Raw genomic sequence first — 24,399 nt, 5'->3', positions numbered from 1 at the left:
GACATCGGGGCAACCCCGAGACTCCGACCCTAGGGTTTGGCCAGCGTGACCTCCACGATGAGCCCGCCGCCCTGACGCGGGGTGAGCGTGAGCTGTCCACCGTGCACGGTCGTGATCCGCTCGACGAGCGCGAGACCCAGCCCGTGGCCGCCGCCCGCCGTCCGGCCGGCTCCGCGCAGGAACGGCTCGACGAGCCGCTCCGACGCCTCGAGCACCGGGCCGGCGTTCTCGATCCGCAGCGTCGTGCCCGCGGTGCGGATGCGCAGCTCGCCGGTGCCGTGCTGGTGGGCGTTGCGGACGAGGTTCTCCACGAGCTGCGTGAGGAGCTCGGGATCGCCGGAGACCCACGCGGGTTGCAGGTCGCCGTCCTCGCCCACGGCCCGCACGAGCTCCGCCAGGTCGACGGGCTCGAGCGTCGCGGTGACGGCGTTGGCGTCGGCGAGCCGGAGCAGCGCCTCGGTCAGCGCGATCGCCCGCGCGTTCGTCTGCTGCAGGCGGCGCAGCAGCTCGGAGTCCTGCTCGGCGCGCGCGACGTCGAGCATCGTGGCGGTGACGGTCAGCGGCGTGCGCAGCTCGTGTGACGCGTTCGCGGCGAAGCGCTCCTGGCTCGTGAACGCGTCGTCGAGGCGTTCGAGCATGTGGTCGAAGTCGTCGGCGAGCGCCTTGAACTCGTCGCTGCGGCCGGACAGGCGGATGCGATGGTCGAGCCGGCCGGAGGCGGCGAGCCGCGCGGCGGTGGAGATGTCGTCGAGCGGGCGCAGGATCCAGCCGGCGAGGAACCAGCCGCCGGCGAGCCCGATCACCGCCAGTGCCGCCAGCGTGATCGCCGAGCCCTTGACGATCAGGTCGAGGATCTCCTCGCGCGTCGGCACGGCCGACTGGTCGCGCGGGTTGGCGGCCGTGAGCGGGTAGTTCGGGACCACGCGGAAGACGATCCAGATGCCGACCGCGACCATCAGCCCGGCGGTGACGAGGAACGCGGCGTAGCTGAGCGTGAGCCGGAGGCGGGCGCTCATGACGGCGCGAGCAGCCGGTAGCCCGCGCCCGGGACCGTGACGATGAGGTCGGGCTCGCCGAGCGCCTTGCGCAGCGTGGACATCGTCACGCGCGGCGCGCTCGTGAGCGGGTCGGCGTGCTCGTCCCACGCCTTCTCGAGCATCGTCTCCGCGCTCACCACGCCGCCGCCGGCGCGCAGCAGCAGCTCGAGCACCGCGAACTGCTTGCGGGTGAGCTTCACGTAGCGCCCGTCGCGGTAGACCTCGCGCCGGAACGGATCCAGCTTCAGGTCGGCGAACTCGAGCACGGGCGGCGCGGTCGCGGCCGGTCGGCGGGCGAGCGCGCGCAGGCGCACGAGCAGCTCGTCGAACGCGAACGGCTTCGGCAGGTAATCGTCGGCGCCGAGCGAGAAGCCGTCGAGCTTGTCCTTCAGCCGCCCGGCGGCGGTGAGCATGAGGATGCGGACGTCGGGATGCTCGCGCGCGACGGTGGCGGCGACCACGTCGCCGTGCGTGCCGGGCAGGTCGCGGTCGAGCACGAGCACGTCGTAGTCCGCGACCGCGAGCCGGTCGAGGGCGGCGTCGCCGTCGAGCGCGATGTCGGCCGCGATCGCCTCCCGCCGTAGGCCGGTCTGCAGCGCCTCCGCCAGGTATTGCTCGTCCTCGGCGATCAGCACGCGCATCCGACGCAGAGTAGGGACGCCCATGTTGCGAAAACGTCTGCGTTTGCGCCGACGAGGGCGCAACACGGCCCGCGCTTGGCTGGCGGCATGAAGTACCTCTGCCTGCTCCTCCTCGCCGCCTGCCTGATCCCGGTGCTCGGCGGTGACTCCCGCAAGCCCGAGCCCGTCACGCTCGACCCGAAGCTCGCGCGCGCCGTAGCGGACGCGACCCGCGACGCGGCGCGCGAAGGGATCACGATCCGGATCACGAGCGGCGTGCGCACGGCCGCCCGCCAGCAGCAGCTGCTCGACGAGGCGATCGAGACCTACGGCTCCGAAGCGGTCGCCCGCCAGTACGTGAACACACCGGAGCGCTCCACGCACGTCACCGGCAAGGCCGTCGACATCGGGCCTACCGACGCCGCGTACTGGATGGCGCAGCACGGCGCCGACTACGGCCTGTGCCAGATCTACGCGAACGAGATCTGGCACTACGAGCGCGTGACCGAGCCCGGCGGCACGTGCCCGCCGCAACGGCCCGACGCCGCTGGGTAGCAGCCCGCACCCCCAGGGGTGAAGCGGCCCGCACCCCGTAAAGATCGGGGAAAACGGCCGGGGGTGACCCCGATGCTGCGGGGGCGCGCGACGCCCAAGATGCGCCCCATGACCGCGTTCCACACGATCATCGAGCCCTTCCGCATCCACTCCGTCGAGCCGATCCGGATGACCACGCGCGAGGAGCGGATCGCCGCTCTGGAGGCCGCGGGGCACAACCTGTTCCGGCTGAAGTCCCAGGACGTCGCGATCGACCTCCTGACCGACTCGGGCACGGGCGCGATGTCCCGCGACCAGTGGGCCGGCATCCAGCGCGGTGACGAGAGCTACGCGGGCTCGCCCTCGTGGTTCCGCTTCGAGGCGGCGGTCAAGCACCTGTTCCCGTTCCAGCACGTCATCCCGACCCACCAAGGGCGCGCGGCCGAGCGGATCCTCTTCAGCCAGCTGGGCGGCGAGGGCAAGACCGTCCCGAACAACACGCACTTCGACACGACGCGGGCGAACGTCGAGTTCACCGGCGCCCGCGCCGTCGACCTCGTGATCGCCGAAGGCCACGACCCGACGTCCGAGCATCCCTTCAAGGGCAACATGGACCTCGCGGCGCTCGAGCTCGTGCTCAGCACGGAGCACGTCCCCGTGGTCTTCATGACCGTCACCACAACGCGGGCGGCGGCCAGCCCGTCTCGCTGGAGAACCTGCGCGGCGTGCGCGCGCTGTGCGACCGCTTCGGCGTGCCGCTCTTCCTCGACGCCTGCCGCTTCGCCGAGAACGCGTACTTCATCAAGCAGCGCGAGCCCGGCCAGTCCGAGCGTTCGATCACCGAGATCGTCCGCGAGATGGCCTCCTACGCCGACGGCATGACGATGTCGGCCAAGAAGGACCCGATGGCGAACATCGGCGGCTGGCTCGCGCTCAACGACGAGCGCCTGGCGGAGCGCTGCAAGACGATGCTGATCCTCACGGGCGGCTTCACCACCTACGGCGGGCTCGCCGGCCGCGACCTGGAGGCGATCGCCCAGGGCCTGGAGGAGGTCGTGCAGGAGGAGTACCTGCGCTACCGGATCTGCTCGACGGCGTACCTCGGCGACGCGCTCGCCGACGTCGGCGTGCCGGTCGTGCGCCCGATCGGCGGCCACGCGGTGTTCATCGACGCGCGCGCCCTGCTCTCGCACATCGAGCCGCTGCAGTACCCGGGCCAGGCGCTCGCCGTCGCGCTCTACCGCGAGGGCGGCATTCGCTCCTGCGAGATCGGCACGATCATGTTCGGCCGCCGGCCCGATGGCACCGAGGTCCCCGCCGCGATGGACCTCGTCCGGCTCGCGATCCCGCGCCGCACCTACACGCAGTCCCAGCTGGACTACGTGGTCGAGGTCGTCGGCCACGTCGCGGAGCACGCGAGCGAGCTGCGCGGGTACACCATCACCGAGGAGCCGGCCCAGCTGCGGCACTTCACGGCCACGTTCGCGGAGCTGTAACCGCACGCCGTCCGTCGCGGTGGCGCGACCGCTCGTCGCGCCACAACCACCGTCCGTCGATTGCGCGTTTCGATACTTGCGTAGTCGCGCAAGGCTCCCCCAAATCGCTGCAAGGAGGAGAGAGACGCGATGACCGACTGGGAACGCATCGAGCGCTCGGACGAGTTCCGGGAGCTGGTGAAGCGCCGGAGGAGCTTCGTCGTACCCGCGACGATCTTCTTCCTCGTCTACTACATGGCCTTCATCATCGTGGCCGGCTACGCGCCCGACTTCATGGGCGAGTCCGTGTACCAGGGGCTGACCGTCGGCTACTGCTACGCGCTGACGCAGTTCGTCATGGTCTTCGTGCTGGGCCTCTGGTACCTGCGCAAGTCCGACAAGGAGTTCGACCCGCTCGCCGACAAGGTCGTCGAGGCCGCGGCCGAGTTCGAAGCGGGCGACGTGCGCTTCGTGCGTAAGGACGACACCGAGGTCAAGGCCTGATGCTGCTCTTCGCGGAAGTCAACGTCGAAGCGCTGGTGATGGCGGCGATCATCCTCGCCATCACGCTCGGCATCACGTTCTGGGCGTCCAAGAAGGCCTCCAGCGCGGTCGGCTTCTACGCCGCGGGCCGCCAGATCACCGGCCGCCAGAACGGCCTCGCGATCTCCGGCGACTACCTGTCCGCCGCGTCGTTCCTCGGCATCGCCGGCCTGATCTTCCTCTACGGCTTCGACGGGTTCCTGTACTCGATCGGCTTCCTCGTCGCCTTCCTCACGGTCATGTTCCTGCTGGCCGAGCGGATGCGCAACGCGGGCAAGTACACGATCGCCGACGTGCTGTCGTTCCGCCTGAACGAAACGCCGGCGCGGGCCGCGGCGGCGCTCGGCACGTTCGCCGTCGTGACCTTCTACCTGATCGCGCAGATGGTCGGCGCGGGCGTGCTGATCGAGAAGCTCGTGGGCATCAACTTCTCGCTCGCGGTGCTGCTGACCGGCGCGTTCATGCTCTGCTACGTGATCTTCGGCGGCATGGTCGCCACCACGTGGGTCCAGATCGTCAAGGCCGTGCTGCTGATGGCGGGCATCCTGACGATGTCGATCTTCGTGCTCGGCAAGGTCGGCTTCAACCCGGTCGAGCTCTTCAACCGCGCGAACGAGAACAAGGGCCCGGAGTCGACGTTCTCGCTGGCGCCCGGCACCTACCTGCCGAAGCCACTCGACACCGTGTCGCTGGGCCTGGCGCTCGTGCTCGGCACCGCCGGCCTGCCGCACATCCTGATGCGGTTCTTCACGGTGCCCAACGCGAAGGCCGCGCGCTCCTCCGTGGTGTGGGCGATGTTCATCATCGGCTTCTTCTACCTGCTGACGACGTTCATCGGCTTCGGCGCGCGCGCCTTCCTGGGTGAGGGCGGCGTCGAGGGCGCGGGCACGGGCGGCAACCTCGCCGCGCCGAACCTGGCGGCGTTCCTCGGCGGCGGTGAGGGGACGTTCGGCGGCGACCTGTTCCTGGCGTTCATCGCCGGCGTCGCGTTCGCGACGATCCTCGCCGTGGTCGCGGGCCTCGTGCTCAGCGCCTCGGCGGCCTTCAGCCACGACATCTGGTCCTCGATCGTCCGCAAGGGCAAGGACTCCGAGCACGAAGAGGTGCTCGTCGCGCGGATCGCGGCGTTCGGCATCGGCGTGATCGCGATCATCATCGCCATCATCGGCGGCTCGGGCCTGAACGTCTCGTTCATGGTCGGCCTGGCGTTCGCGGTCGCGGCCAGCGCGAACTTCCCGGCGCTCGTGCTCGCGCTGAGCTGGCGGCGCTTCAACACGACGGGCGCGATCACCGGCGTGGTCACCGGCGTGGTGAGCTCGATCTTCCTCGTGATCGTCTCGCCCAAGGTGTGGCCGGGCGCGGACACCGTGACCGGCTCGCCGATCGGGTGGACGCTCAACAACCCGGGCATCATCTCGATCCCGCTCGGGTTCCTGGGGTGCTTCCTCGGGACGATCCTCAGCAAGGAGCGCACCGAGGAGCGCTCGTTCAACGAGCTGTTCGTGCGGTCCGAGACCGGCCTGGGCTCCGAGCGAGCCCTGGAGAAGGTCGGCTAGCCAAGCTCCGGTCAGGGGGACACCGGCTCCGGGACGTGCAGCGCCGCCATCACGGCGCTGACGTTCCGGGGAGCCTGGCGCAACGAGATCGCGATCATCGTCGCGAACGCGATCGGCACGGAGACGGCCGCGGGCTGGGTGAGGATCGCGCCCGCGGCCGTGTCCTCCGACACGTCGCCGATCAGGCCCGCCGCGATCATCCCGGTGGCGACGGTCGCGCCGGCGAGCATCCCGGCCGCCGCCCCGGTCGCCGACAGCCGCGGCCACCACACGCCGAGCAACAGCAGCGGGCAGAACGTGGAGGCGGCGAGCGCGAACGCCCAGCCGACGAGGACGCTGATGTCCACGTCGGGCGTGGCGAGCGCGAGCAGCGCGGGCGGGATCATCCCGAGCACGCTCACGAGCCGGAAGCGGGCTCTTCTCCGACTCCTCCGTCCGGGCAGGACGTCGTGCGAGACCGTGCCAGCGATGCTCACCAGCAGGCCGGACGCCGTGCTCATGAACGCGGCGAACGCGCCCGCGGCGACGATCGCGGCGAGGATGTCGCCCATCGGCCCGGGCCAGGCGGCGGCCGGGACGCGCAACACGACGCTGTCCGTGTCGCCGGTGACGTAGAGCTCGGGCGTGAACGCGCGGCCGAGCAGGCCGTACACGGCGGGGAACAGGTAGAAGACGCCGAGCAGGCCCAGGACGCGCACGGTGGTTCTTCGCGCCGCCGACCCGTCCGGGTTGGTGTAGAACCGGACGAGGATGTGCGGCAGGCCCATCGTCCCGAGGAACGTGGCGAGCAGCAGGCTGTAGATCAGCAGCGGCGAGCCACGGCCGGACTCCGCGACGGGGCGCGACCACTCGTCGCCGGTCTGGGCGTCGATGCCGTCGGCGACGGGGATCGACGTGTCTGGCGGGATCCGCAGCTCGCCCGCGGGGACGGTGCGCGTCTCGCCCGTGTCGGGGAACGTGAGCGTGGTCGGCTTGTCCAGCTCGACGGTCATGCCGCTCGGCCCGGTGGTGGGCAGCTCTGCCCCGAACAGCGCGGCTCTTGCCGACAGGCCGCCGAGGTGGATCAGCAGCAGGAGCGCGGGGAGCGCGATCGCGAACATCTTGACCCAGTACTGGAAGGCCTGGACGTAGGTGACGCCGCGCATGCCGCCGAGGCCGACGTTGAGCGCGACGATGAGGCTGACGATCGCGACGCCGACCCAGTACGGCGCGTCGGTGATCGCGCGCAGCGTCACGCCCGCGCCCTTGAGCTGCGGCACGAGGTAGCACCCGCTGATCAGCAGCACGATGCCCGCTGCGAGCAGGCGCATGTACGGCGCGGGGAGCCGGGCCTCGGCGAAGTCGGGGATCGTGTAGCTGCCGAAGCGCCGCAGCGGCGCGGCCACGAACAGGAGCAGCGTGAGGTACCCGGCCGTGAAGCCGACGGGTAGCCAGAGGGCGCTCGCGCCGAACTTCAGCATCAGGCCGGAGACGCCGAGGAAGCTCGCGGCGCTCAGGTACTCGCCGCTGATCGCCGCCGCGTTCCACCACGGGGAGACGGCCCGGCTGGCGACGAAGAGGTCGGAGGTGGTGCGGGCGAGCTTGACGCCGTAGGTGCCGATGCCGAGCGCCGCGCCCGTGACGGCGACGACGGCGAGGATGCTGAGCGTCAAGGCTCTTCCACGAGGTCGCGGAAGGCTTCGTCGAGGCCGTCGGCGCGGCGCTGCTCGAGCAGGCCGATGAAGAAGAACAGCGGGAAGGGCGGGACCACGACCAGCCAGATCGGCAGCGGCACGCCGAGGAGCTGCGCGTCGTGGAGGCCGGGGAGCAGGTAGAGGATCAGCGGCAGCGCGCCGATCAGCCCGCCGAAGGCGACGAGGCTGAGGAGGGCGAGGCGCAGCTGCTCTCTGCGGAGTCGTCGGAGGTAGACCGCCGCGTGGGCGGTGGCCTCGGAGAGATCCTCGGACGGGAGGCGGCTCACGAGCGCAGCCGCCGTCGCAGCTCGGCCACCTCGCGGCGGGCGATCGGGAGCTCGGAGCCGTCGGCCAGGATCAGCGTCGCCGTGCCGTTGAGCTGCGGCCGCACCTCGGTCGCGTGCTTCAGATTGACCAGGAACCGCCGGTGCACGCGGTGGAAGCCGTGCGGCGCCCAGCGGCGCTCGATCTCGTTGAGTGTGCCGCGGACGAGGTGACGGGCGTCGGTGAGGTGCACGCGCACGTAGTCGCCGTGCGCCTGCAGGTACAGGACGTCGGCGCGCTGGATCAGGCGGGTGCCGCCGCCGGGCGCGTCGACCGCGAGCGTCTGCGTGGTGTCGTCCTCCGGCTTGGCTTCGATGCGCGCGAGCGCCTCGGCCACGCGCGCGGTCGAGACCGGCTTCATCAGGTAGTCGAGCGCGCGGAGCTCGAACGCCTCGACCGCCGCGGACTCGTACGCGGAGACGAAGATCAGCGCGGGCGGCGCGGCGAAGCGCCGCAGCACGCGGGCGAGCTCCACGCCGTCCAGGCCCGGCATGCGCACGTCGAGGAAGACCGCGTCGTAGCGCTCGCCGCCGGCCAGCACGTGCAACGCCTCCTCGCCGGACTCGGCCGTCTCGACCTCGGCCACCGCGGGCTGCGCGCGCAGGACCCGGGCGAGGTCGTCCAGCGCCGGCCGCTCGTCGTCGACCGCGAGCACGCGCAGCGTCACGCGCGCACCCCCGCGCGGAACTTCGGCACGAGCATCTTCACGACCGTTCCCTCTCCGGGCGTGGACTGCACTTCCAGACCGTACTCCGGGCCGAACGTCGACTGCAGCCGGGCGTGCACGTTCGCGAGGCCGATGCCCTCGCCGCGGCCCTCGAGCGCGGCGGTCGCGGCCTCGGCGGTCATGCCGGCCCCGCCGTCGCGGACGGTGAGCTCGACGTCGGTGTCCAGGTCCGCCCCGAGGATCTCCACCCGGCACGGCCCGACGGCCTTCTCGACGCCGTGGCGGACGGCGTTCTCGACGAGCGGCTGCATGCTCAGCACCGGAACGACCGCCGTGAGCACCTCGGGCGCGACCGACACCCGCACCTGCAGCCGGTCGCCGAAGCGCGCCTGCTCGAGCCGCAGGTACTTCTCGACGTAGTGCAGCTCGTCGGCGAGGGTCACGTAGGAGCGGTTGCCCCGGAACGCGTAGCGGGTGAACTCGGCGAACTCCGTCAGCAGCTCGCGCGCCTCCTCCGGCTTCGTGTGGATGCTGTTCGCGACGGCCGCGAGCGCGTTGTAGATGAAGTGCGGCGAGATCTGCGCGCGGAGCGCCCGCAGCTCGGCCTGCGCGAGCCGCTCCTCCTGCTCGGCGAGCGCCGACAGCTCGACTTGGGCGGAGACGAGCGCGGCGACCTCGCTCACCACGCGCGTGTCCTCCGGCCGCAGCCGTCGCTCAGGCCCGTAGAACGCGGCGAGCCGGCCGATCCGCTCACCGCCCACGATCAGCGGCGCCACCACCGTGTTCCCGAACGGCTCGGGCCCACGCACGACCTCCACCCGCTCCGAGTCGGGCAGCCAGCCGAGGTCCTTGGTCGGCATCCCGTCCGACGCGAGCACCGACTCGCCGTCGTCGATCAGCACGCCCGCGGCCTGGGTGAGCGCGTGCAGGTGGCCGATCGCCTTCCCCGCCGACTCGCGGGTGAGGCCCTTGCGCAGGTGCGGGAGCGTCGCGGCCGCCGCGTGCAGGGCCGCGCGCACGCCCTCCTCGCCCGGCGCGAGCACGCGTCGCGGCGCCGCCAGCCGGCTCACCGCGAACACCGAGGCGCTCAGCACCACGCCCAGCAGGACTCCCAGCAGCACGTCCACGGCCCGAAAGCTATCCACACCCCGACGGGTGTGGGAACCCACACCGCCGGAAAGATCAGGGACGGCTCCCGATGCCAGCGAATCGGCGGGTCGGGAGGATGCGCCGCATGAACCTCGCTCGTGTGACCTACCTCTGCCTCGCCATCGTCGCCCTGCTCGGGCTCTCCACCTCCACCGATCGCTGACGGGTCGGCCTATGCTCTCCGCACCGGTCGAGAGACGAGGGGAGAGCCGTGTCGATCACGTCCTACGAAGAGGCCGTCGCCGCCCATGAGTGGCACGTTCCGGAGCGGTACAACATCGCTCACGACGTGTGCGACAAGCATCCCCCGGACAAGCTCGCGATGGTTCACGAGCACTTCGACGGGACCGTCCGCGAGGTGCAGTGGGGCGAGCTGCAGGAGCTGTCGAACCGGTTCGCGAACGTGCTCCGCGCGCACGGCGTGGAGAAGGGCGACCGCGTCGCGATGCTCCTGCCGCCGACCCCCGAGACCGCCGCGGCGTTCTTCGGCACATGGAAGTGCGGGGCGATCCTGCTGTCGATGTCGGTCCTGTACGGCGACGACGGCATCCGCCACCGCGTGAGCGACTCGCAGGCCAAGGTGCTCGTCACCAACGCGGCCAACAAGGACCGCGTGGACCCGGCGCTGGTCGAGCACGTGCTGCTGCTCGACGACGAACTGCTGCAGAGCGGGGACGCGAGCTTCGACCCGGAAGACACGCTGGCCGACGACCCGGCGCAGCTCTACTACACGAGCGGCACGACCGGGCTCGCGAAGGGCATCGTCCACGCGCACCGGTACCTGCTCGCGCACGAGGAGTTCATCTACTGCCACGACGTGCGCGAGGGTGAGCGCTTCCACGGCATGGGCGAGTGGGCGTGGGCGGCGGGCATCGCGCCGCTGCTCGGGCCGTGGCGCTTCGGCGCGGTCCAGCTCGTGCTCCAGCGCCAGGGCGGGTTCGACCCGAATCAGCAGCTCGACTTCCTCTCCCGGCACGGCGCGACGAACGTCTTCACGACGCCGACCGCGATGCGCTCGATGATGTCGATCGCCGACGCGGGCACGCGCTACCCGCAGCAGTTCCGGATCGTCTGCAGCGCCGGCGAGCCGCTCAACCCCGAGGCGATCCGCTGGTTCCGCGAGCAGTACGGCCTGACCGTGCTCGACTACTACGGCCTCACCGAGTCCTATCCGCTGTGCGCCAACTTCCCGTTCATGGAGGTGCGCGAGGGCTCGATGGGCCGCCCGATGCCGGGCTGGGACGTGCAGATCCTCGACCCGGACGAGCAGCCGGTGCCGCAGGGTGAGCGCGGAGAGATCTGCCTGCGGGCGCGGTCGAACCCGCACTATCCGCTCGGCTACTGGCGCAACGAGGAGGCCGCGCAGGAGACGTTCGGCGGCGACTGGTTCCACACCAAGGACGCGGCGCGCTTCGACGAGGACGGCTACGTCTGGTACGAGGGCCGCGCGGACGACGTGATCATCGCCGCGGGCTACCGGATCGGGCCGTTCGAGGTCGAGAGCGCCTGCCTGGAGCACCCGGCGGTCAAGGAGGCGGCGGCAGTCGCTTCGCCCGACGAGCGGCGTGGCAGCGTGGTCAAGGCGTTCATCGTCCTGGCGTCCGGGCACTCCCCGTCCGACGAGCTCGTGGCCGAAATCCAGGCCCATGTGCGTTCCAGGCTGTCCGCCTACGCGTACCCTCGGAGAATCGAGTTCGTCGAGGACCTCCCGAAGACCCTGACCGGCAAGATCCGGCGCATCGAGCTGCGCCAGCGCGAGCTGGAGGGGAACCCCTAGCCCGTGGCCACGGCGGTCGTTGCCGGGAGGCGCTCGGCGCGCCAGGTCACGCGTGCGCTGCTCCCGCAGTGGATCGCGCGCCTGGTCGGGCTCGCGGCGCTGTGCACGGTGGGCGCGCTCGAGTGGCAGCGGCTCATCGCCGGCCTGTCGACGCGCACGGTGCTGCTGTGGGTGGTCGCGGCGGTCGCCGCGGCGTCCATGGTGCTGCTCGCCGACCGGGCGCCGGGCCGCTGGCGGCCGTTCGCGCTCGGGGCGGTGGCCTTCGGCGCGCTGCTGGCCGGCTACCTGCTCGCCGGGTTCGAGCTGCGGCTGCTGCGTCCCCGTCACTGGGACGAGCTGTTCTCGGGGTTCGGCAGCGGGCTGCAGGCGCTCGGGACGGTGAAGCTGCCGTACGACAGCGCGGACGCGTGGCCGCGGCTCGTGCTCGAGCTGCTCGGCGCCGAGCTGCTCATCCTCGCCGGGCTGCTGACCTTCTGGCCGCGCGCGGTCGTGCGCTCCGCCGCGCGCGTGCCGTTGCGGGTGCCCGAGCGCGGCTACCCGTTCCTCGCGCTGGCCGTGATGATCGTGGTCGTCGCCTCGCCGATCGTGTCGATCGGCGGCACGCGCCCGGTCCTGCTCGGGATGACGATCGCCGCGCTCGCCGTGTGCTTCCTGTGGCTCGAGCGGCTGCCGCTGCGGCCGGGCCTGGGCGTCGCCGCGCTGCTGGGGATCGCGCTGGCGGGCGCGCTGCCGCTGGCGGCGACGGCTGACCGTGGCGAGCCGTGGTTCGACTACCGCTCGTTCGCGGAGAGCCTCGGCCCTGACGACCCGGTGCGGTTCTCGTGGACGCAGAGCTACGGGCCGATCACCTGGCCGCGTGACGGCAACGAGGTGCTGCGCGTGGTGTCGGGCGAGCCGCTGTACTGGAAGGCCCGCAACCTGGACACGTTCAACGGCACCGCGTGGCAGGTGCGCGAGGAGCCGCAGGCGACATCCTCCGTCGACGAGCCGTTCGAGGCCGACCTGCCGGAGGACTACGAGGAGCGCGCGGCGTGGACGAGCGAGGTCGAGGTCTCGATCAAGCGCGTCCAGACCACCGACGTGATCGCCGCGGGCACGATCCTCGACGTGCGCAACACCTCGCGCGTCGTCCGGCCCGGCTTCTCGCCCGGCACGATGGACGCGCCCGCCGGGTTCCGCCGCAACGACTCCTACCGGGCGCAGGTCCACTTCCCCAAGCCGCAGGGCACCGCCCTGGAAGAGGCCACGACGGGCGAGCTCGAGCGCCAGGAGGGCGAGCGGACGCTGACCGTCCCGTTCCGGCCGGGCGAAGGGCCGCTGCGCCCGCGCGGCGCGTTCGGCGACTCGCGGCCGATCACCGAGGTGCGCGTCGAGTTCGCGCCCTGGGGGTCGACCGAGTCGTCCTTCGCCATGTACTCGCGCCGCGGTGGACGTCTCGAACGCTCGGTCGACGAGGTCATGCCGCTCACCAAGTACGCGCGGACGTGGGAGCTCGTGCAGCGCCTGAAGGCGGACGCGGAGACGCCGGTCGAGTACATCCGCGCCGTCGACGAGTACCTGCACCAGCCCGAGTTCCGCTACATCGAGCGCCCACCCGCGGTCCCCGTCGACGACACCCCGCTGGACTTCTTCATCAACGTCTCCCACCAGGGCTACTGCCAGCACTACGCGGGCGCGATGGCGGTCATGCTCCGGATGGCCGGCATCCCGGCGCGCGTCGCGACCGGCTTCTCGCCCGGCGGCTACTCCGAGTCCAAGAAGGCCTGGGTCGTCCGCGACACCGACGCCCACGCCTGGGTCGAGGTCTGGTTCGACCAGTACGGCTGGGTGACCCTGGACCCGACGCCGGCCGCCACGCCCGCCCGCTCCCGAGTCGCCGCGACCCTGACGACCCCGCAGTCCTCGCCGTCGGTCTCCCCCGACAGCGGCAGCAGCGCCACCACCGGCGACCCGGGCGAGGCCAACCCGCGCGCCGTCCGCCCGGAGCTCCAGGTCGGCAGCAGCGACGGCTCGACCACCGACGACTCCGCCGGCGTCCCGCGCTGGCTGGTCTGGTTCGGCCTGATCGTCCTGGGGCTCGCCGCCGTCCTGGCGGTGGTGTTGTTCGTCCGCCGCCCGCGGGGCGAGACCCCGATGGACCGAGCGATCGCCGAAGTCGAGGACGCGTTGCGGCGCGTCGGCCGGCCGGTGACGACGGGCACGACCTTGACCCAGCTTGAAGGGCGGTTGGGGTCGCACTCGCCCGAGGTGGCCGCGTATCTACGCGCGTTGGCCTCGGGCCGGTATGCGCCGGTCCCTGAACGGCCGTCGCGCAGTGGACGGCGCGCGTTGCGGCGGGCGTTGGCGCAGGGCCTCGGGTTCGGCGGGACTGTGCGCGCGCTGTGGGCGATGCCGCCGCGCGTGGAGCGAGGGTGGCCGCGGGAGCGGAGCCGCACGTTGGACTTTGAAGTGTCCGCGCGCTCGTAGCCGCGCTGAACGGCTACGGCTGATCACACCCGCGGGCGCCGCGTCAAGCAATTCATGCCCGCTGCGCCGAGGTTGACGACGCGGTCGTCAGGAATTGCTTGACCCGTCGCGGCGGGCGTGATGTGGGCAGGTGAGGAGGGTTCCCCTCACTGAGTGAACGCTCAGGCGTTCACCTCGATTCGATCACGAGCGACCAGCCGCGCCCGTGCCGTCAGGGTGATCCGTCAGTTGACCCCCGTGAGGGGCGTCAAGTGACGGATGACCCCGCGGGTCGGTGTGCGGTGTGCTCGCCGTTCACGCGGCGCGGTGAAAGTCCCCGCCGCACGAGCCGTGGACACCCGCGCGCCGCGCCGCGGCCTCGCGCAGCGCCGCGCGGTACGCGCCCACGCGCGTGAACTCCACCCCGCCGTACACGTACGGCTTCGCCCAGCCGCTCGCGACCATCGCCTCGCCGGCGTCCTTGCCGTCGGCCTCCACGTAGGCGAGCGCGCGGCCGTACTTGTCGACGGCGTCCTGGGTCGCGTCCCGCCGCAGTAGGACGTCTCGGCCTTCCACGAGCCGGCGCAAGGTCGAGGCGGCCTTCTTCGAGCCGCACTCGACGGGGGTCTGGGGGCGCTTGCTCTCCGGGGTGTCGATCCCGACGAGCCGGACGGTATCCAGGCGGCCGCCGTCCAGCTCCACCTTGATCGTGTCGCCGTCGACGACGCGGATCACGCGCGCGCGGCGTGCGGCGGAGCCGGCCGCTCGGGCCGGGCCGGCGAGTGATTCGCACGCGTAGCCGTTGCCGTCCGCGTCGAGGCCGGCTTGTGGATGGTCCTCGTGCCAGGTCTGCGCCTCGCGCTGGCTCGTGAAGTCCGAGCAGTTGCGGTCCGCGGTGGCGTCGAGGTCGGCGCAGCCGGCGAGCGCGAGCGCGAGCGCCGCTAGCGCGGCGGGCCGGCGTGCGCGGCGAGCACGCGCCACGCGCCCTCCTCGCGCACCCAGGTGAGGGTGAGCGGCATGTCCAGCGCGCCGGGCTCGCCGTCGCGCTCGAACTCGTCGTGGACGACGGCGACCAGCACGGCGGTGTCGCCGACGACGAGGACCTCCGCCTCGAGCAGGTGCTGGGCGCGCCAGACGAGGTCGCCTTCGGTGTTGCCGGCGATGTACGCGGCACGGTCGCGGACGTCGCCGCGGTGGGTCGTCCAGCGCAGGTCCGGATGATGGAGCTCGCGCAGCCGGTCCGGGTCACGCGCGACCAGCGCGGCGGAGCGCCGCTCCGCCGCTTCGAGGATCTCGTCGCCCGCGCTCACGCGGTGAGCGGCTCGCGGCGGGACTCGCCGCGGATCTCGGCCAGGATGCGCTCCAGGCGCGGCTCGGTCGAGTGGTCCACGTGCTTCATCGTCGCGGCCACGGCGGGGTGGACCTCGGCGATCGCGCTGTGCATCGCCTGGGCGACCGCGCGGTAGCTGGAGTGACCTTCACGGGCGGAGCGCAGCTCGGTGAGGTGCATCGCCTCCCGCGCGTTGAGGTCCAGCAGGTAGCGGATCCGGTAGCCGAGGCACAGCGCGTACGGCGCGGCTTCGGACAGCCCGGCTTCGCGCAGGCGCTCGTACTCGGCGCGCGAGCGGTCCAGCGCCTCCGCGTACAGGTCGCCACAGCCGGCCGCGACGACCTCCTCCGGCACCTCGGCGCCGAGGTCCGGCGTGAGCGACTGCCACTGGACGGTGAGCATCCGGTGGCGCTGCAGGTCGCGGAAGGCGCCGTAGTCGGAGACGATCTCGAACCGGTAGCGCAGCGCCTCGAAGCCACGGCCCGGCCGGTGGCGGCGGTTCGTGCGCTCACCGACGAGCTCGCCGAGCATCGCCGCCCGCGCCTCGTCCGTCATGTCCGCGACCGCGGCGAGCGTGCGCTCCTCGGGCACGCCGGCGCCCTCGAACAGCAGCGCGGCGAGCAGCTGGTTCTCGTCGCCATCCACGTGGATGAGCCGCACGGATGAGCGCTCCTCGGCGGCCTCGTCACGGTCCAGCCCGAGTCGCTCGACCCAGCGCTGCTCCGCGGCGCGGCGCTCGCCCAGGTAGCCGATCCAGACGTCGCCGCGGCCCTCGCGCTCCACGCGCGAGACGAAGCTCGGGATGACGGCCTTGACCGCCTCCAGCATCCGCTGCCCGCACAGGCGCGCCTCCGGCAGCGGGTGCGCGAGCAGGTGCATGATCAGCTGCTCGTACGCCTGGCCGGACGCGTAGATGCCCATGTGCGAGAGCGAGGCGGCGGGGAGCAGCCCGCGCAGCAGATCCAGCGCCTTGGCCTTCACGGCCCGCTTGCGCGCGGCCTCCGGCTCACCGGCCGAGACGGGGTACGACGCGTCCACCCAAGCGCTCACCTGCGGCAGCGCCCGCGAGTAGGCGTCGAAGAGGAAGTCCATCGACGCGACGTACTCGGGCCCGAGCGCCTCGTCGCGGTAGTAGCGGTACCCGCCACCGGGCATCGGCGCGTCGTACGCGATGTAGCGCGTCGACTGCTCGAGGTACCCGGCCAGCCGCGGCCGCTGCAGCACCTTCGTCAGCACGTTCGAGCACCACTCGACCGCGACGTGCATGCCGCCCAGCTGCGCCACCGAGTCGTCGCCGTAGCCGACGAAGATCCGCTCGAACAGCTCCGCCGCCCGTGCGCCCTCGACATCCGCGCCCACGCCCGCGCCGCCCGGCAGCGTCTCCGCGAACTCGTCCAGGAACAGCCGCCGCAACGTGCCGGGGTAGCGTGAATAGCGGGCGAACATCGCCGCCTTCACGGTCTCCGGCAGGTCGACGAGCGCGAACACCGGCCCGTCCACGTTCGAGAAGTGGGGGGCAAGCAGGGCGCGCTCAGACGGCGTGAAGGTCTCCACGCCCTCCAACTTATCGGGGGCGGTGGACCGACTCGGCATCATTCCCGCACGATGGGAATTCCTGTGACGGGCGTGAGTGAGCTTGTGCTCGAAGTCGTCGACCTTGCCGCGGCCGAGGCGTTCTACGCCGGAATCCTCGGCCTGCCGGTCGTGGACCGCTGGCCCGACCGCGAAGCGATCTGGGTGATGGCCGGCGATCGCACCCGAATCGGCCTCTGGCGCCCGCAGGTCGGCCTCGAAAGAGGGCGCGGCGGCGTTCACGTCCACTTCGCGATGCACATCCTCCCGGGCGACTACGCCGACGCCGTCAGCCACCTGCGCGCCGCCGGCCTCGACGTCCGCGAGCACGAGTTCGGCACCCTCCCGAACTCCCGCGCCGCCTACATCGACGACCCCGACGGCAACGTCGTCGAGCTCTGGACGTGGGACGTCGCCCATCACTTGGACGGCACCTGACAGTCGAGCCGCCGCCGGTCGTACCCACCGGTCCGCGCCGACGCTTCAACGAGCGAGCGATGCACGTCGATCTTCTTCGCGCTCCCGCCGAACTTGGCGCCACCTCGCACCGAGCCGGAGATCCCGCGTGAGTCGTCGGAGACGGACGAGACGGTTCGCTCGATCGTCCCGTGCGAGGCGATCCGCGCCCCCGCGACCGCGAAGGCGGCGCGTTCCTCCGGACCCCAGGGGAGCCGGGCGTCGAGCAGGGGTCGCGCGGCCGCGGCGTTCGTGGGATCGCGCAGGTCCAGTCGCGCCACCGTCTCCGTCTGCCGGCTGTCGCGGTCGCTGGGCTCGACACGGCGGAACGCGAGCTCACGGGGACCGTTGCCGTCGAACGTGTACTCGACGACCCAGTCCTCGCGGCCACGGCCGATCGTCGGCATGAGCGCCCGTGCCAGCTCAGGCCCGTCCAGCGTCGCGCGGCCGTAGACCGTGACGACGTTGCCGGCGTGAACCAGGCGCGCGCCGATGGCTCCGTGCCCGGAGCCACTGAACCCGACGAGGTCCAGCCGCTCACGGACGTCGCCGCCGAGCGCGAGGCCGACCATCGCCGAGACCTCTCCGGAGCCCTCGACCGATACCCAGTGCTGGGGCCAGCGGTCCGCCCGCAGCTCCTTGAGGTTCGACTCGATGAACTCGTCGGCCGCGGCCTGGTTCGGGAACGTCCACCCGTATGCGCCCTGGACTCGTGCTTTCGCCCCGGCTTCACCACCGACTTCGAACTTGACCGGACCGAGCGAGAGCTCGGGGCTGAACCCGTCCACGACCCCCGCGTGGCCGCTCGCCGTGCGCATGATCGAGACCGTCCCGTCCGAGTTGGGCGTGACGGTGAGGGTCCAGCGGTGACCCACTTCGATGCTGAACGCTGTCGCGCTGACCTCGCGGCCGGTCAGGTCCGAGCCCATCGGGCACGGGGCGAGTCCCGCCTCGCGGGCCATCTGCGCGTCGCAGATGTCCATCCCCGCGATGCAGAGGGCGCGCTGCATCTGCTCGATGACGAGGCGCCCGATCGAGGGGGCGCCCACCGCCGGCGCGGCCAGGACGAACACCGCCGCGAGGAGGGCGATGACGGCGATGTACTCCGTGGTGGCCTGGCCGGCGGTGGGTCGCTTGTGCACGACCCTGATAGGGCGGTCCAGAAAAAGTTCGCCCCCCGGGGATCAGCCGGGGGGCGAGAAACTCCAACCGCTATGTCAGCGGGTGACTACAGCAGCGACGAGAACGCCGCGCCCGCGTCGCGGGCGACGTCCATCAGCGGCTCGGGGTAGACGCCGAACGCGATCGTCACGATCGAGCAGACGATGGCCACGAAGACGACCTCGGGCTGCGAGAGCCGCGGGCCGCTGACGGCGATCGACGGCTCGGCGAAGTCGTCGGCGATGACGCGGCCGGTGTCGGCGCCGGGCTCGATGCCCGCCGCGCGGGCCTCGTCGTCGGCCTCCTGGGAGCCGCCGGCCATGATCGGGCGGGCCGAGAGGGTGAGCGAGGTCGCGGGCGCCTCGCGCATCCAGACCGCCGCGACCACGCGCAGGTAGTAGGCGAGGGAGATCGCGGAGCCGATCACGATCGCGACGCCGAGCCAGGCGTAGCCGTTGTCGACGGCGGCGTTGATCAGGTAGATCTTGCCGAAGAAGCCCGCCGTGACCGGGAAGCCCGCCAGGGCGAGCATCGAGATCGTCATCGGCCAGGCCAGCAGCGGCCGGTCACGGCCGAGGCCGTAGAGCGAGGAGATGTCGTCGCCGAGGCCGGTCTCCCGCTCGCGCGCCGTGATGACGGCGAAGGCGCCCAGGTTCATGACGACGTAGATCGCGAGGTAGAAGACCACCGCGGAGATGCCGAGCTGGGTCGTGACGACCACGCCGGCGATCATGTAGCCCGCCTGCGCGACCGACGAGTAGGCCAGCATGCGCTTCAGGGACGACTGGCCGATCGCGCCGACGTTGCCGACGATGATCGTGATCACGGCCAGGGTCGCGAAGGCCGGGGCCCAGGTGACCGTGGCGTCGATCAGCGCGACGTCGAACAGGCGGATGATCACGCCGAAGGCCGCGGCCTTGGTGGCGACCGCCATGAAGCCGGTGACCGGGGTCGGCGCGCCCTCGTAGACGTCCGGGGTCCACTGGTGGAACGGCGCGACCGAGGCCTTGAACGCCAGGCCGGCCATCACGAGCGCGATGCCCGTGAGGAAGAGCACGTCGTCGGCCATCGCCGAACCGACCGCGGCGATGTCGGCGTAGTTCGTGCCACCGGCGGCGCCGTAGAGCAGCGCCAGGCCGTAGAGCAGCGTGGCCGAGCCGACCGAGCCGATGATCAGGTACTTCAGGCCCGACTCGAGCGACTGCTCGCGGCGCATGTGCGTCGCGCACAGCACGTACAGCGGGATCGACAGCAGCTCGAAGCCGATGAACAGCACGACCAGGTCGTTGGCCGCCACCAGGACGAGCATGCCCAGGATCGACGTGAGCATGAGCGCGTAGTACTCGCCCTCGCCCGCCTCGACCGTCGCGATCGAGCGCCAGGACAGGAACGTCGCGGCGATGCCGCCCGCGACGAAGATCATCGTCAGCGCGAGCGTCAGGTTGTCCACCTTCAGCGCCCCGGAGATGATCGCCTCGTTGGTGTCCCACTGCCAGATGCCCAGCCCGGCGGTGACGCCGAGCGTGATGAGCGTCAGCACCGGCACGACCTGCCGGCGGATGAAGGCACCGCGCGCGAGGCCGATCAGCAGCACGACGCACGCGCCGACCACGAGCGCGATGAACGGGGAGAGGGCCTCCCAGTTGATCGGCGGACCCTTGGTCGTCGCCTGTGCGAACACCGAGCTCATCGCAGCACCGCTTCCACCGTGGACCGAACCGTCGCCTCGCCCGCGTCCAGCGCGAGCTGCGGGTACAGCGCGAACGCGATGATCGCGATCACGAGAGGCACGAGCACCAAGCCGTCGCGCAAGCTCATCTCGAACGACGTCACCTTCTCGCCCACCCGGTTGTGCATCGAGCGGATGTACATGCGCAGCGCGTAGACCGACGCGAGGATCACGCCGACCGAGGCCACGAAGGCCAGGAACTGCACCGAGGAGAAGGCGCCGAGCAGGATCAGGAACTCACCCGCGAAGTTCGCCGAGCCCGGCATCGCCAGCGTCGCCAGGGCGACGATCAAGAACAACGCGGCCAGGATCGGCGCGCGGAACGCGATCCCGCCGTAGTCGCGGATGTCCTCCGAGCCGCCCGCCCGCTCGGCGAGCAGCGCGATCACGAAGAACAGCGGCGCGACGACCAGGCCGTGGTTGATCGACTGCAGCAGCGCGCCCTGGGCGCCCGCCGCGTCGGAGTCCATGGCGAAGATGCCGAGCGTGATGAAGCCGAGCTGCGCGACCGACGAGTAGCCCAGGATCAGGCGCGCGTTGGTCTGCGTGAAGGCCTGGATCGAGCCGTAGAGGATCGAGATCACGGCCAGCACGAGCAGGATCACGTTCCAGTCGTTGGTCGCGGCCGGGAACAGCGGCAAGACGAGCTTCAGGAACCCGTAGGCGGCGACCTTGGACACGACGCCGGAGAAGAAGGCGAGCGCCGGCAGCGGCATCGCCTTGTAGGCGTCCGGCATCCACCCCTGGAACGGGAAGGCCGGCATCTTGATCAGGAACGCGAGCGCGAACGCGATGAAGAGCCACTTCTGCGTGGTCTCGGGCAGCGGGTTCGCCTGCAGCTCGCTGATCACGAACGTGATCGGGGCGTCCGGGTTGGTGAGCGCGGCCGTCGCCACCGCGGCGGCGAGCATCAGCAGCGAGCCGACCAGCGTGTAGATGACCATCTTCAGCGCGGCCGCGGCGCGGTCCCCGGTGCCCCACTGGCCGACGAGGAAGTAGAACGGCACCAGCATCAGGTCGAAGAACAGGACGAAGAGCGCCAGGTCCTGCGAGACGAACGCGCCGAGCACGGCGGTCTCGCCGAGCGCGAAGTGGAAGCAGAAGAGCCCGACCCGCTCAGCCGGCGGGCGGACGATCAGCCAGATCGCCGAGGCGAACGCGATGACCGTGGTCAGCGCGATCAGCCACAGGTTCAGGCCGTCGACGCCGAGCTTGTAGCGGATGCCCAGCTCGGTGATCCACGCGTCGTCGGTGACGTGCTGCAGGCCCGCCCCCGCGTCGAAGTCGGTGATCATGTACGCCGTGTAGACGAGCGGGATGATCGTGCCGATCAGCAGGATCTTCGGGGCCAGGGAACCCGGCGAGAACGCCGCGAGCAGGCCCGCGATCAGCGGGAAGAAGACGAGGATGCTCAGGTGGATGGTCATGCGGAGATGAGGAAGTAGGCGCCGAGACCGCTGAAGCCGATGAGCAGCAGCGCCGCGTAGTAGCGGAGGTAACCGGACTGGAGGCTGCGCACCGCGGCCGAGAGCGCGCGAACCGCGCCCGTGGAGCCGCCGACCAGCGCACCGTTGACGAAGATCCGCTCGAACGTGCTGTTCGCGAAGCGGCCGAGCCAGGCCGCCGGGCGCACGATCAGGAAGTCGATCGCCTCATCGAAGTACCACTTGTTGACGAAGACCTTGTGGATGGGGGCGAAGCGGGCCTGGAAGGAGGCCGCGTTGCCGCCCTTGCCGTAGATCGTCCACGCGAAGAAGATGCCGGTCGCGCCGATCACGGCGCCGACCAGGAGGCCGATCCACTCGGCCGTGGCCGACGGATGGATCGTCTCGTAGAGCTCGGAGTCATGGAAGGTCGGCTCCAGGAAGTGGTGCAGCTCGGACGTGACACCCGGGATCTGCAGGAAGCCGCCGACGATCGCGAGCACGGCCAGGCCGCCCATCGCGATCTTCATGCCACCCGCGCGCTCGGCGATGTGGTGCTCCGGGCCGGGGAAGCCGACCTCGGTGTCCTCGACCTCGCCGTTGGCCGGGTTGGTCGGCTCCGGCGCGTGGTAGAGGTGGCCGTGCGAGAGCTCCTCGGCCTCCGGCGACATCTCGCCGAAGAAGGCGCGGAAGATCATCCGGAACGTGTAGAAGGCCGTCAGCAGCGCGCCGACGTAGCCGAGGATCGCCATGACGAGGTAGACCCCGCCGCGATCGACCATGTAGGCGAGGATCTCGTCCTTGGAGAAGAAGCCGGAGAAGGGCGGGATGCCCGACAGCGCGAGGCCGCCGATGACCATGCACGCGAACGTGAACGGCATCACCTTGCGGAAGCCGCCCATCTTGTCCAGGTCCTGGTTGCCGCCCATCGCGGAGATGACCGAGCCGGCCGCCATGAAGAGCAGGGCCTTGAAGAAGGCGTGCGTCATCAGGTGGAACATGCCCGCCGCGTAGACCGCGGAGGACACGGCCATGATCATGTAGCCGATCTGCGACATCGTCGAGTAGGCGATGACGCGCTTGAGGTCGGTCACGACCAGGCCGATCGTCGCCGCGATCAGCAGCGTCGCGCAGCCCACGACCGAGCCGACCATGGCGGCGTCCGGCGCGTGCTCGAAGAGCGGGTGCAGGCGGGCGATCAGGTAGACGCCCGCGGTGACCATCGTCGCGGCGTGGATCAGGGAGGAGACCGGCGTCGGGCCCTCCATGGCGTCCGGGAGCCACGTGTGGAACGGGACCTGGGCGGACTTCGCGAACGCGCCGACGAGCAGCAGGATGCAGCCCGCGACCAGCTCCGGCTGGTTCTCGGTGAATGCCTCGCCGACCAGCTCGAAGTTCTTCAGGAAGTCGAGCGTGCCGGTGCCCTTGAAGATGAAGTAGGCGCCGAGCACGAGGCCGACGTCGCCGGCGACGTTGATGACGAAGGCCTTGATGCCGGCCTTGGTCGCCGTGGTCCGGCGGTACCAGAACGAGATCAGCATGTACGAGGCCGCGCCGACGAACGCCCAGCCCACGATGAGCAGGAAGAAGTTCGCCGCCAGGACCAGCAGCAGCATGCTGAACACGAAGAAGTTCAGGTAGGCGAAGAAGCGCGTGTAGCCGCGGTCCCCGCCCATGTACGAGAACGAGTAGACGTGGATCAGCGTCGAGACGCCCGTGACCACGAGGCACATCAGGACCGACAGCGGGTCGATCAGGATCGCGAGCTGGGCGTCGACGCCCACCGTGTTCGCGTAGTCCCAGGCGACGGAGACGAGCTGACGCTCCTCCTCACCGCGGTCCTGCAGGCCGAAGAACATCAGCACCGCGGCGACGAAGGCCAGGCCGATCGCGGCCACGCCGATGATGCCGTGGACGCGCTGGGGCAGCGCCTTGAAAGTGAGGCCGATCAGCACCGCGCCCGTGAGGGGCAGCAGGAGGACCAGCCAGCCAAGAGTTTGCACGCTCATCCTTGAAGCTCCCGCAGCTCATCCACGTCGATCGGCAGGCGGCGCCGGTAGATGGCGACGACGAGGCCGAGGCCGACCGCGACCTCGCAGGCCGCGACGACCATCACCATCAGCGCGAAGATCTGCCCGCCCATGTCCCCATGCGCGCGCGCGAACGCGACCAGCGCCAGGTTCGCCGCGTTGAGCATCAGCTCGAGGCACAGCAGCACGACGAGCGGATTGCGGCGTGTCAGGACGCCGCCGGCGCCGATGCAGAAGATCAGCGCGGAGACGATCAGGTACCAGATCAGATCCATTAGATGTCCCGGGGTCCGCCGGCTTCGATCATCGTGCCGGTCTCGCCTTCGCCCTTGGTGACCTCGTCGCGCTTCATGAACTCGGTCACGGAGACCTCGCGCGGATCGGCGAGGCCGGTGCGGCGGCGGGCGAGGATGACGGCGCCGACGGCCGCGACCAGCAGCAGCAGCGAAGCGACCTCGAAGGCGACCAGGTAGTCAGTGAGGAAGAGCTCGCCGATGCGGCTCGGCTCGCCGAAGCCCGGCACGTACGGCGCGCCCTCGGAGTCCAGCGCCTCGAGGCCGGTGCCGATCAGCGCGATCGCGAGCTCGACGAACAGCACGAGCGCGAACAGCACCGAGATGACCCGCAGCGCGGGGCCCGACCGGCCTGCAAGACCGGCCTCCAAGCCGCCGACATAACCGACGACGAAGACGTAGAGCACCATCACGGCGCCCGCGTAGACGATGACCTGCGCAGCCGCGACGAACTCCGCGCGCAGCAGCAGGAACAGCATCGCCAGGAAGATCAGGTGGGTGACGAGCGCGAGGACGCTGTAGAAGGCGTCGCGCAGCATCACCGTGCCGGCGGCGCCACCGATGGCGCCGATCGCGGCCAGGAAGAAGAAGACCTCAGCCATCG

The 24,399-nt window shown here is 71.0% G+C and carries 21 protein-coding genes and 1 pseudogene; 7 read left to right on the top strand and 15 right to left on the bottom strand.

Annotated features, from left to right (window positions below; genetic code table 11):
* Window positions 1-29: 29 nt before the first annotated feature.
* Window positions 30-1,016, bottom strand: a complete 987-nt coding sequence (locus tag OJ997_RS01305; RefSeq protein ID WP_270023180.1) for a sensor histidine kinase — start codon at window positions 1,014-1,016, stop codon at window positions 30-32.
* Window positions 1,013-1,678, bottom strand: a complete 666-nt coding sequence (locus tag OJ997_RS01300; RefSeq protein ID WP_270023179.1) for a response regulator transcription factor — start codon at window positions 1,676-1,678, stop codon at window positions 1,013-1,015. The genes OJ997_RS01305 and OJ997_RS01300 overlap by 4 nt, the downstream gene beginning before the upstream one ends.
* A gap of 87 nt (window positions 1,679-1,765) precedes the next feature.
* Here OJ997_RS01300 and OJ997_RS01295 point away from each other — a divergent pair, with 87 nt between their 5' ends.
* The 4 genes and pseudogenes from OJ997_RS01295 (at window position 1,766) to OJ997_RS01275 (ending at window position 5,765) form a co-directional block, all read left to right on the top strand.
* Window positions 1,766-2,212, top strand: coding sequence for a M15 family metallopeptidase (locus OJ997_RS01295; protein ID WP_270023178.1), 447 nt, complete (start codon window positions 1,766-1,768; stop codon window positions 2,210-2,212).
* 72 nt (window positions 2,213-2,284) lie between these two features.
* A pseudogene (locus OJ997_RS38020) lies at window positions 2,285-3,687 on the top strand (tryptophanase).
* Between the two features lie 129 nt (window positions 3,688-3,816).
* A complete protein-coding gene (locus OJ997_RS01280) occupies window positions 3,817-4,170 on the top strand; it encodes a DUF485 domain-containing protein (protein WP_270023176.1) in 354 nt (117 codons plus the stop codon).
* Window positions 4,170-5,765: a solute symporter family protein gene (locus OJ997_RS01275; RefSeq protein ID WP_270023175.1), complete on the top strand. Its 1,596-nt coding sequence runs from the start codon at window positions 4,170-4,172 to the stop codon at window positions 5,763-5,765. Before OJ997_RS01280 ends, OJ997_RS01275 begins: the two co-directional genes overlap by 1 nt.
* Before the next feature lie 11 nt (window positions 5,766-5,776).
* On the opposite strand, the gene OJ997_RS01270 is transcribed toward OJ997_RS01275, so the two are convergent.
* The 4 genes from OJ997_RS01270 to OJ997_RS01255 are packed head-to-tail and all read right to left on the bottom strand — an operon-like array spanning window position 5,777 to window position 9,556.
* Entirely contained in the window at window positions 5,777-7,417 is a 1,641-nt protein-coding gene (locus tag OJ997_RS01270) for a sodium/solute symporter (RefSeq protein ID WP_270023174.1), read from the bottom strand.
* A complete protein-coding gene (locus OJ997_RS01265; RefSeq protein WP_270023173.1) occupies window positions 7,414-7,725 on the bottom strand; it encodes a hypothetical protein in 312 nt (103 codons plus the stop codon). Before OJ997_RS01265 ends, OJ997_RS01270 begins: the two co-directional genes overlap by 4 nt.
* Window positions 7,722-8,429, bottom strand: coding sequence for a LytR/AlgR family response regulator transcription factor (locus tag OJ997_RS01260; protein ID WP_270023172.1), 708 nt, complete (start codon window positions 8,427-8,429; stop codon window positions 7,722-7,724). Before OJ997_RS01260 ends, OJ997_RS01265 begins: the two co-directional genes overlap by 4 nt.
* The gene (locus tag OJ997_RS01255; RefSeq protein WP_270023171.1) at window positions 8,426-9,556 is read right to left on the bottom strand and encodes a histidine kinase; all 1,131 of its coding nucleotides are present in this window, start codon (window positions 9,554-9,556) and stop codon (window positions 8,426-8,428) included. The genes OJ997_RS01260 and OJ997_RS01255 overlap by 4 nt, the downstream gene beginning before the upstream one ends.
* Before the next feature lie 233 nt (window positions 9,557-9,789).
* Between OJ997_RS01255 and OJ997_RS01250 the strand changes: the two genes are divergently transcribed.
* Window positions 9,790-11,355, top strand: a complete 1,566-nt coding sequence (locus tag OJ997_RS01250; RefSeq protein WP_270023170.1) for an acetate--CoA ligase — start codon at window positions 9,790-9,792, stop codon at window positions 11,353-11,355.
* A gap of 3 nt (window positions 11,356-11,358) precedes the next feature.
* Entirely contained in the window at window positions 11,359-13,821 is a 2,463-nt protein-coding gene (locus tag OJ997_RS37285) for a transglutaminase-like domain-containing protein (RefSeq protein ID WP_270023169.1), read from the top strand.
* A 294-nt stretch (window positions 13,822-14,115) separates the two neighbouring features.
* On the opposite strand, the gene OJ997_RS01240 is transcribed toward OJ997_RS37285, so the two are convergent.
* Genes OJ997_RS01240 through OJ997_RS01230 form a run of 3 tightly spaced genes read right to left on the bottom strand, consistent with a single transcriptional unit; the run spans window position 14,116 to window position 16,684 of the window.
* Entirely contained in the window at window positions 14,116-14,781 is a 666-nt protein-coding gene (locus OJ997_RS01240) for a thermonuclease family protein (RefSeq protein WP_270023168.1), read from the bottom strand.
* Window positions 14,742-15,110, bottom strand: a complete 369-nt coding sequence (locus OJ997_RS01235) for a nuclear transport factor 2 family protein (RefSeq protein ID WP_270023167.1) — start codon at window positions 15,108-15,110, stop codon at window positions 14,742-14,744. The genes OJ997_RS01240 and OJ997_RS01235 overlap by 40 nt, the downstream gene beginning before the upstream one ends.
* On the bottom strand, window positions 15,107-16,684 hold the full coding sequence (locus OJ997_RS01230) for an FAD-dependent thymidylate synthase (RefSeq protein WP_270023166.1): 1,578 nt from the start codon (window positions 16,682-16,684) through the stop codon (window positions 15,107-15,109). Before OJ997_RS01230 ends, OJ997_RS01235 begins: the two co-directional genes overlap by 4 nt.
* 72 nt (window positions 16,685-16,756) lie before the next feature.
* On the opposite strand from OJ997_RS01230, the gene OJ997_RS01225 reads away from it, so the two are divergent.
* The gene (locus OJ997_RS01225) at window positions 16,757-17,140 is read left to right on the top strand and encodes a VOC family protein (protein WP_270023165.1); all 384 of its coding nucleotides are present in this window, start codon (window positions 16,757-16,759) and stop codon (window positions 17,138-17,140) included.
* On the opposite strand, the gene OJ997_RS01220 is transcribed toward OJ997_RS01225, so the two are convergent.
* The 6 genes from OJ997_RS01220 to OJ997_RS01195 form a co-directional block, all read right to left on the bottom strand.
* Entirely contained in the window at window positions 17,122-18,300 is a 1,179-nt protein-coding gene (locus OJ997_RS01220; protein ID WP_270023164.1) for a hypothetical protein, read from the bottom strand. The genes OJ997_RS01225 and OJ997_RS01220 overlap by 19 nt on opposite strands.
* Window positions 18,301-18,386: 86 nt before the next feature.
* Complete coding sequence (locus OJ997_RS01215) at window positions 18,387-20,009, bottom strand: NADH-quinone oxidoreductase subunit N (RefSeq protein ID WP_270023163.1); 1,623 nt, start codon at window positions 20,007-20,009, stop codon at window positions 18,387-18,389.
* Window positions 20,006-21,475, bottom strand: a complete 1,470-nt coding sequence (locus OJ997_RS01210; RefSeq protein ID WP_270023162.1) for a complex I subunit 4 family protein — start codon at window positions 21,473-21,475, stop codon at window positions 20,006-20,008. The genes OJ997_RS01215 and OJ997_RS01210 overlap by 4 nt, the downstream gene beginning before the upstream one ends.
* Window positions 21,472-23,481 (bottom strand): NADH-quinone oxidoreductase subunit L, encoded by a 2,010-nt coding sequence (nuoL, locus tag OJ997_RS01205; protein WP_270023161.1) that lies wholly within the window; start codon window positions 23,479-23,481, stop codon window positions 21,472-21,474. The genes OJ997_RS01210 and nuoL overlap by 4 nt, the downstream gene beginning before the upstream one ends.
* Window positions 23,478-23,777, bottom strand: coding sequence for an NADH-quinone oxidoreductase subunit NuoK (nuoK, locus tag OJ997_RS01200; RefSeq protein ID WP_121249705.1), 300 nt, complete (start codon window positions 23,775-23,777; stop codon window positions 23,478-23,480). The genes nuoL and nuoK overlap by 4 nt, the downstream gene beginning before the upstream one ends.
* A complete protein-coding gene (locus OJ997_RS01195; RefSeq protein WP_270023160.1) occupies window positions 23,777-24,397 on the bottom strand; it encodes an NADH-quinone oxidoreductase subunit J family protein in 621 nt (206 codons plus the stop codon). Before OJ997_RS01195 ends, nuoK begins: the two co-directional genes overlap by 1 nt.
* Window positions 24,398-24,399 lie beyond the last annotated feature (2 nt).

It is taken from the genome of Solirubrobacter phytolaccae, assembly GCF_027587195.1.
GTDB lineage: Bacteria > Actinomycetota > Thermoleophilia > Solirubrobacterales > Solirubrobacteraceae > Solirubrobacter > Solirubrobacter phytolaccae.
This window is presented reverse-complemented; position numbering and strand designations above follow the sequence as displayed.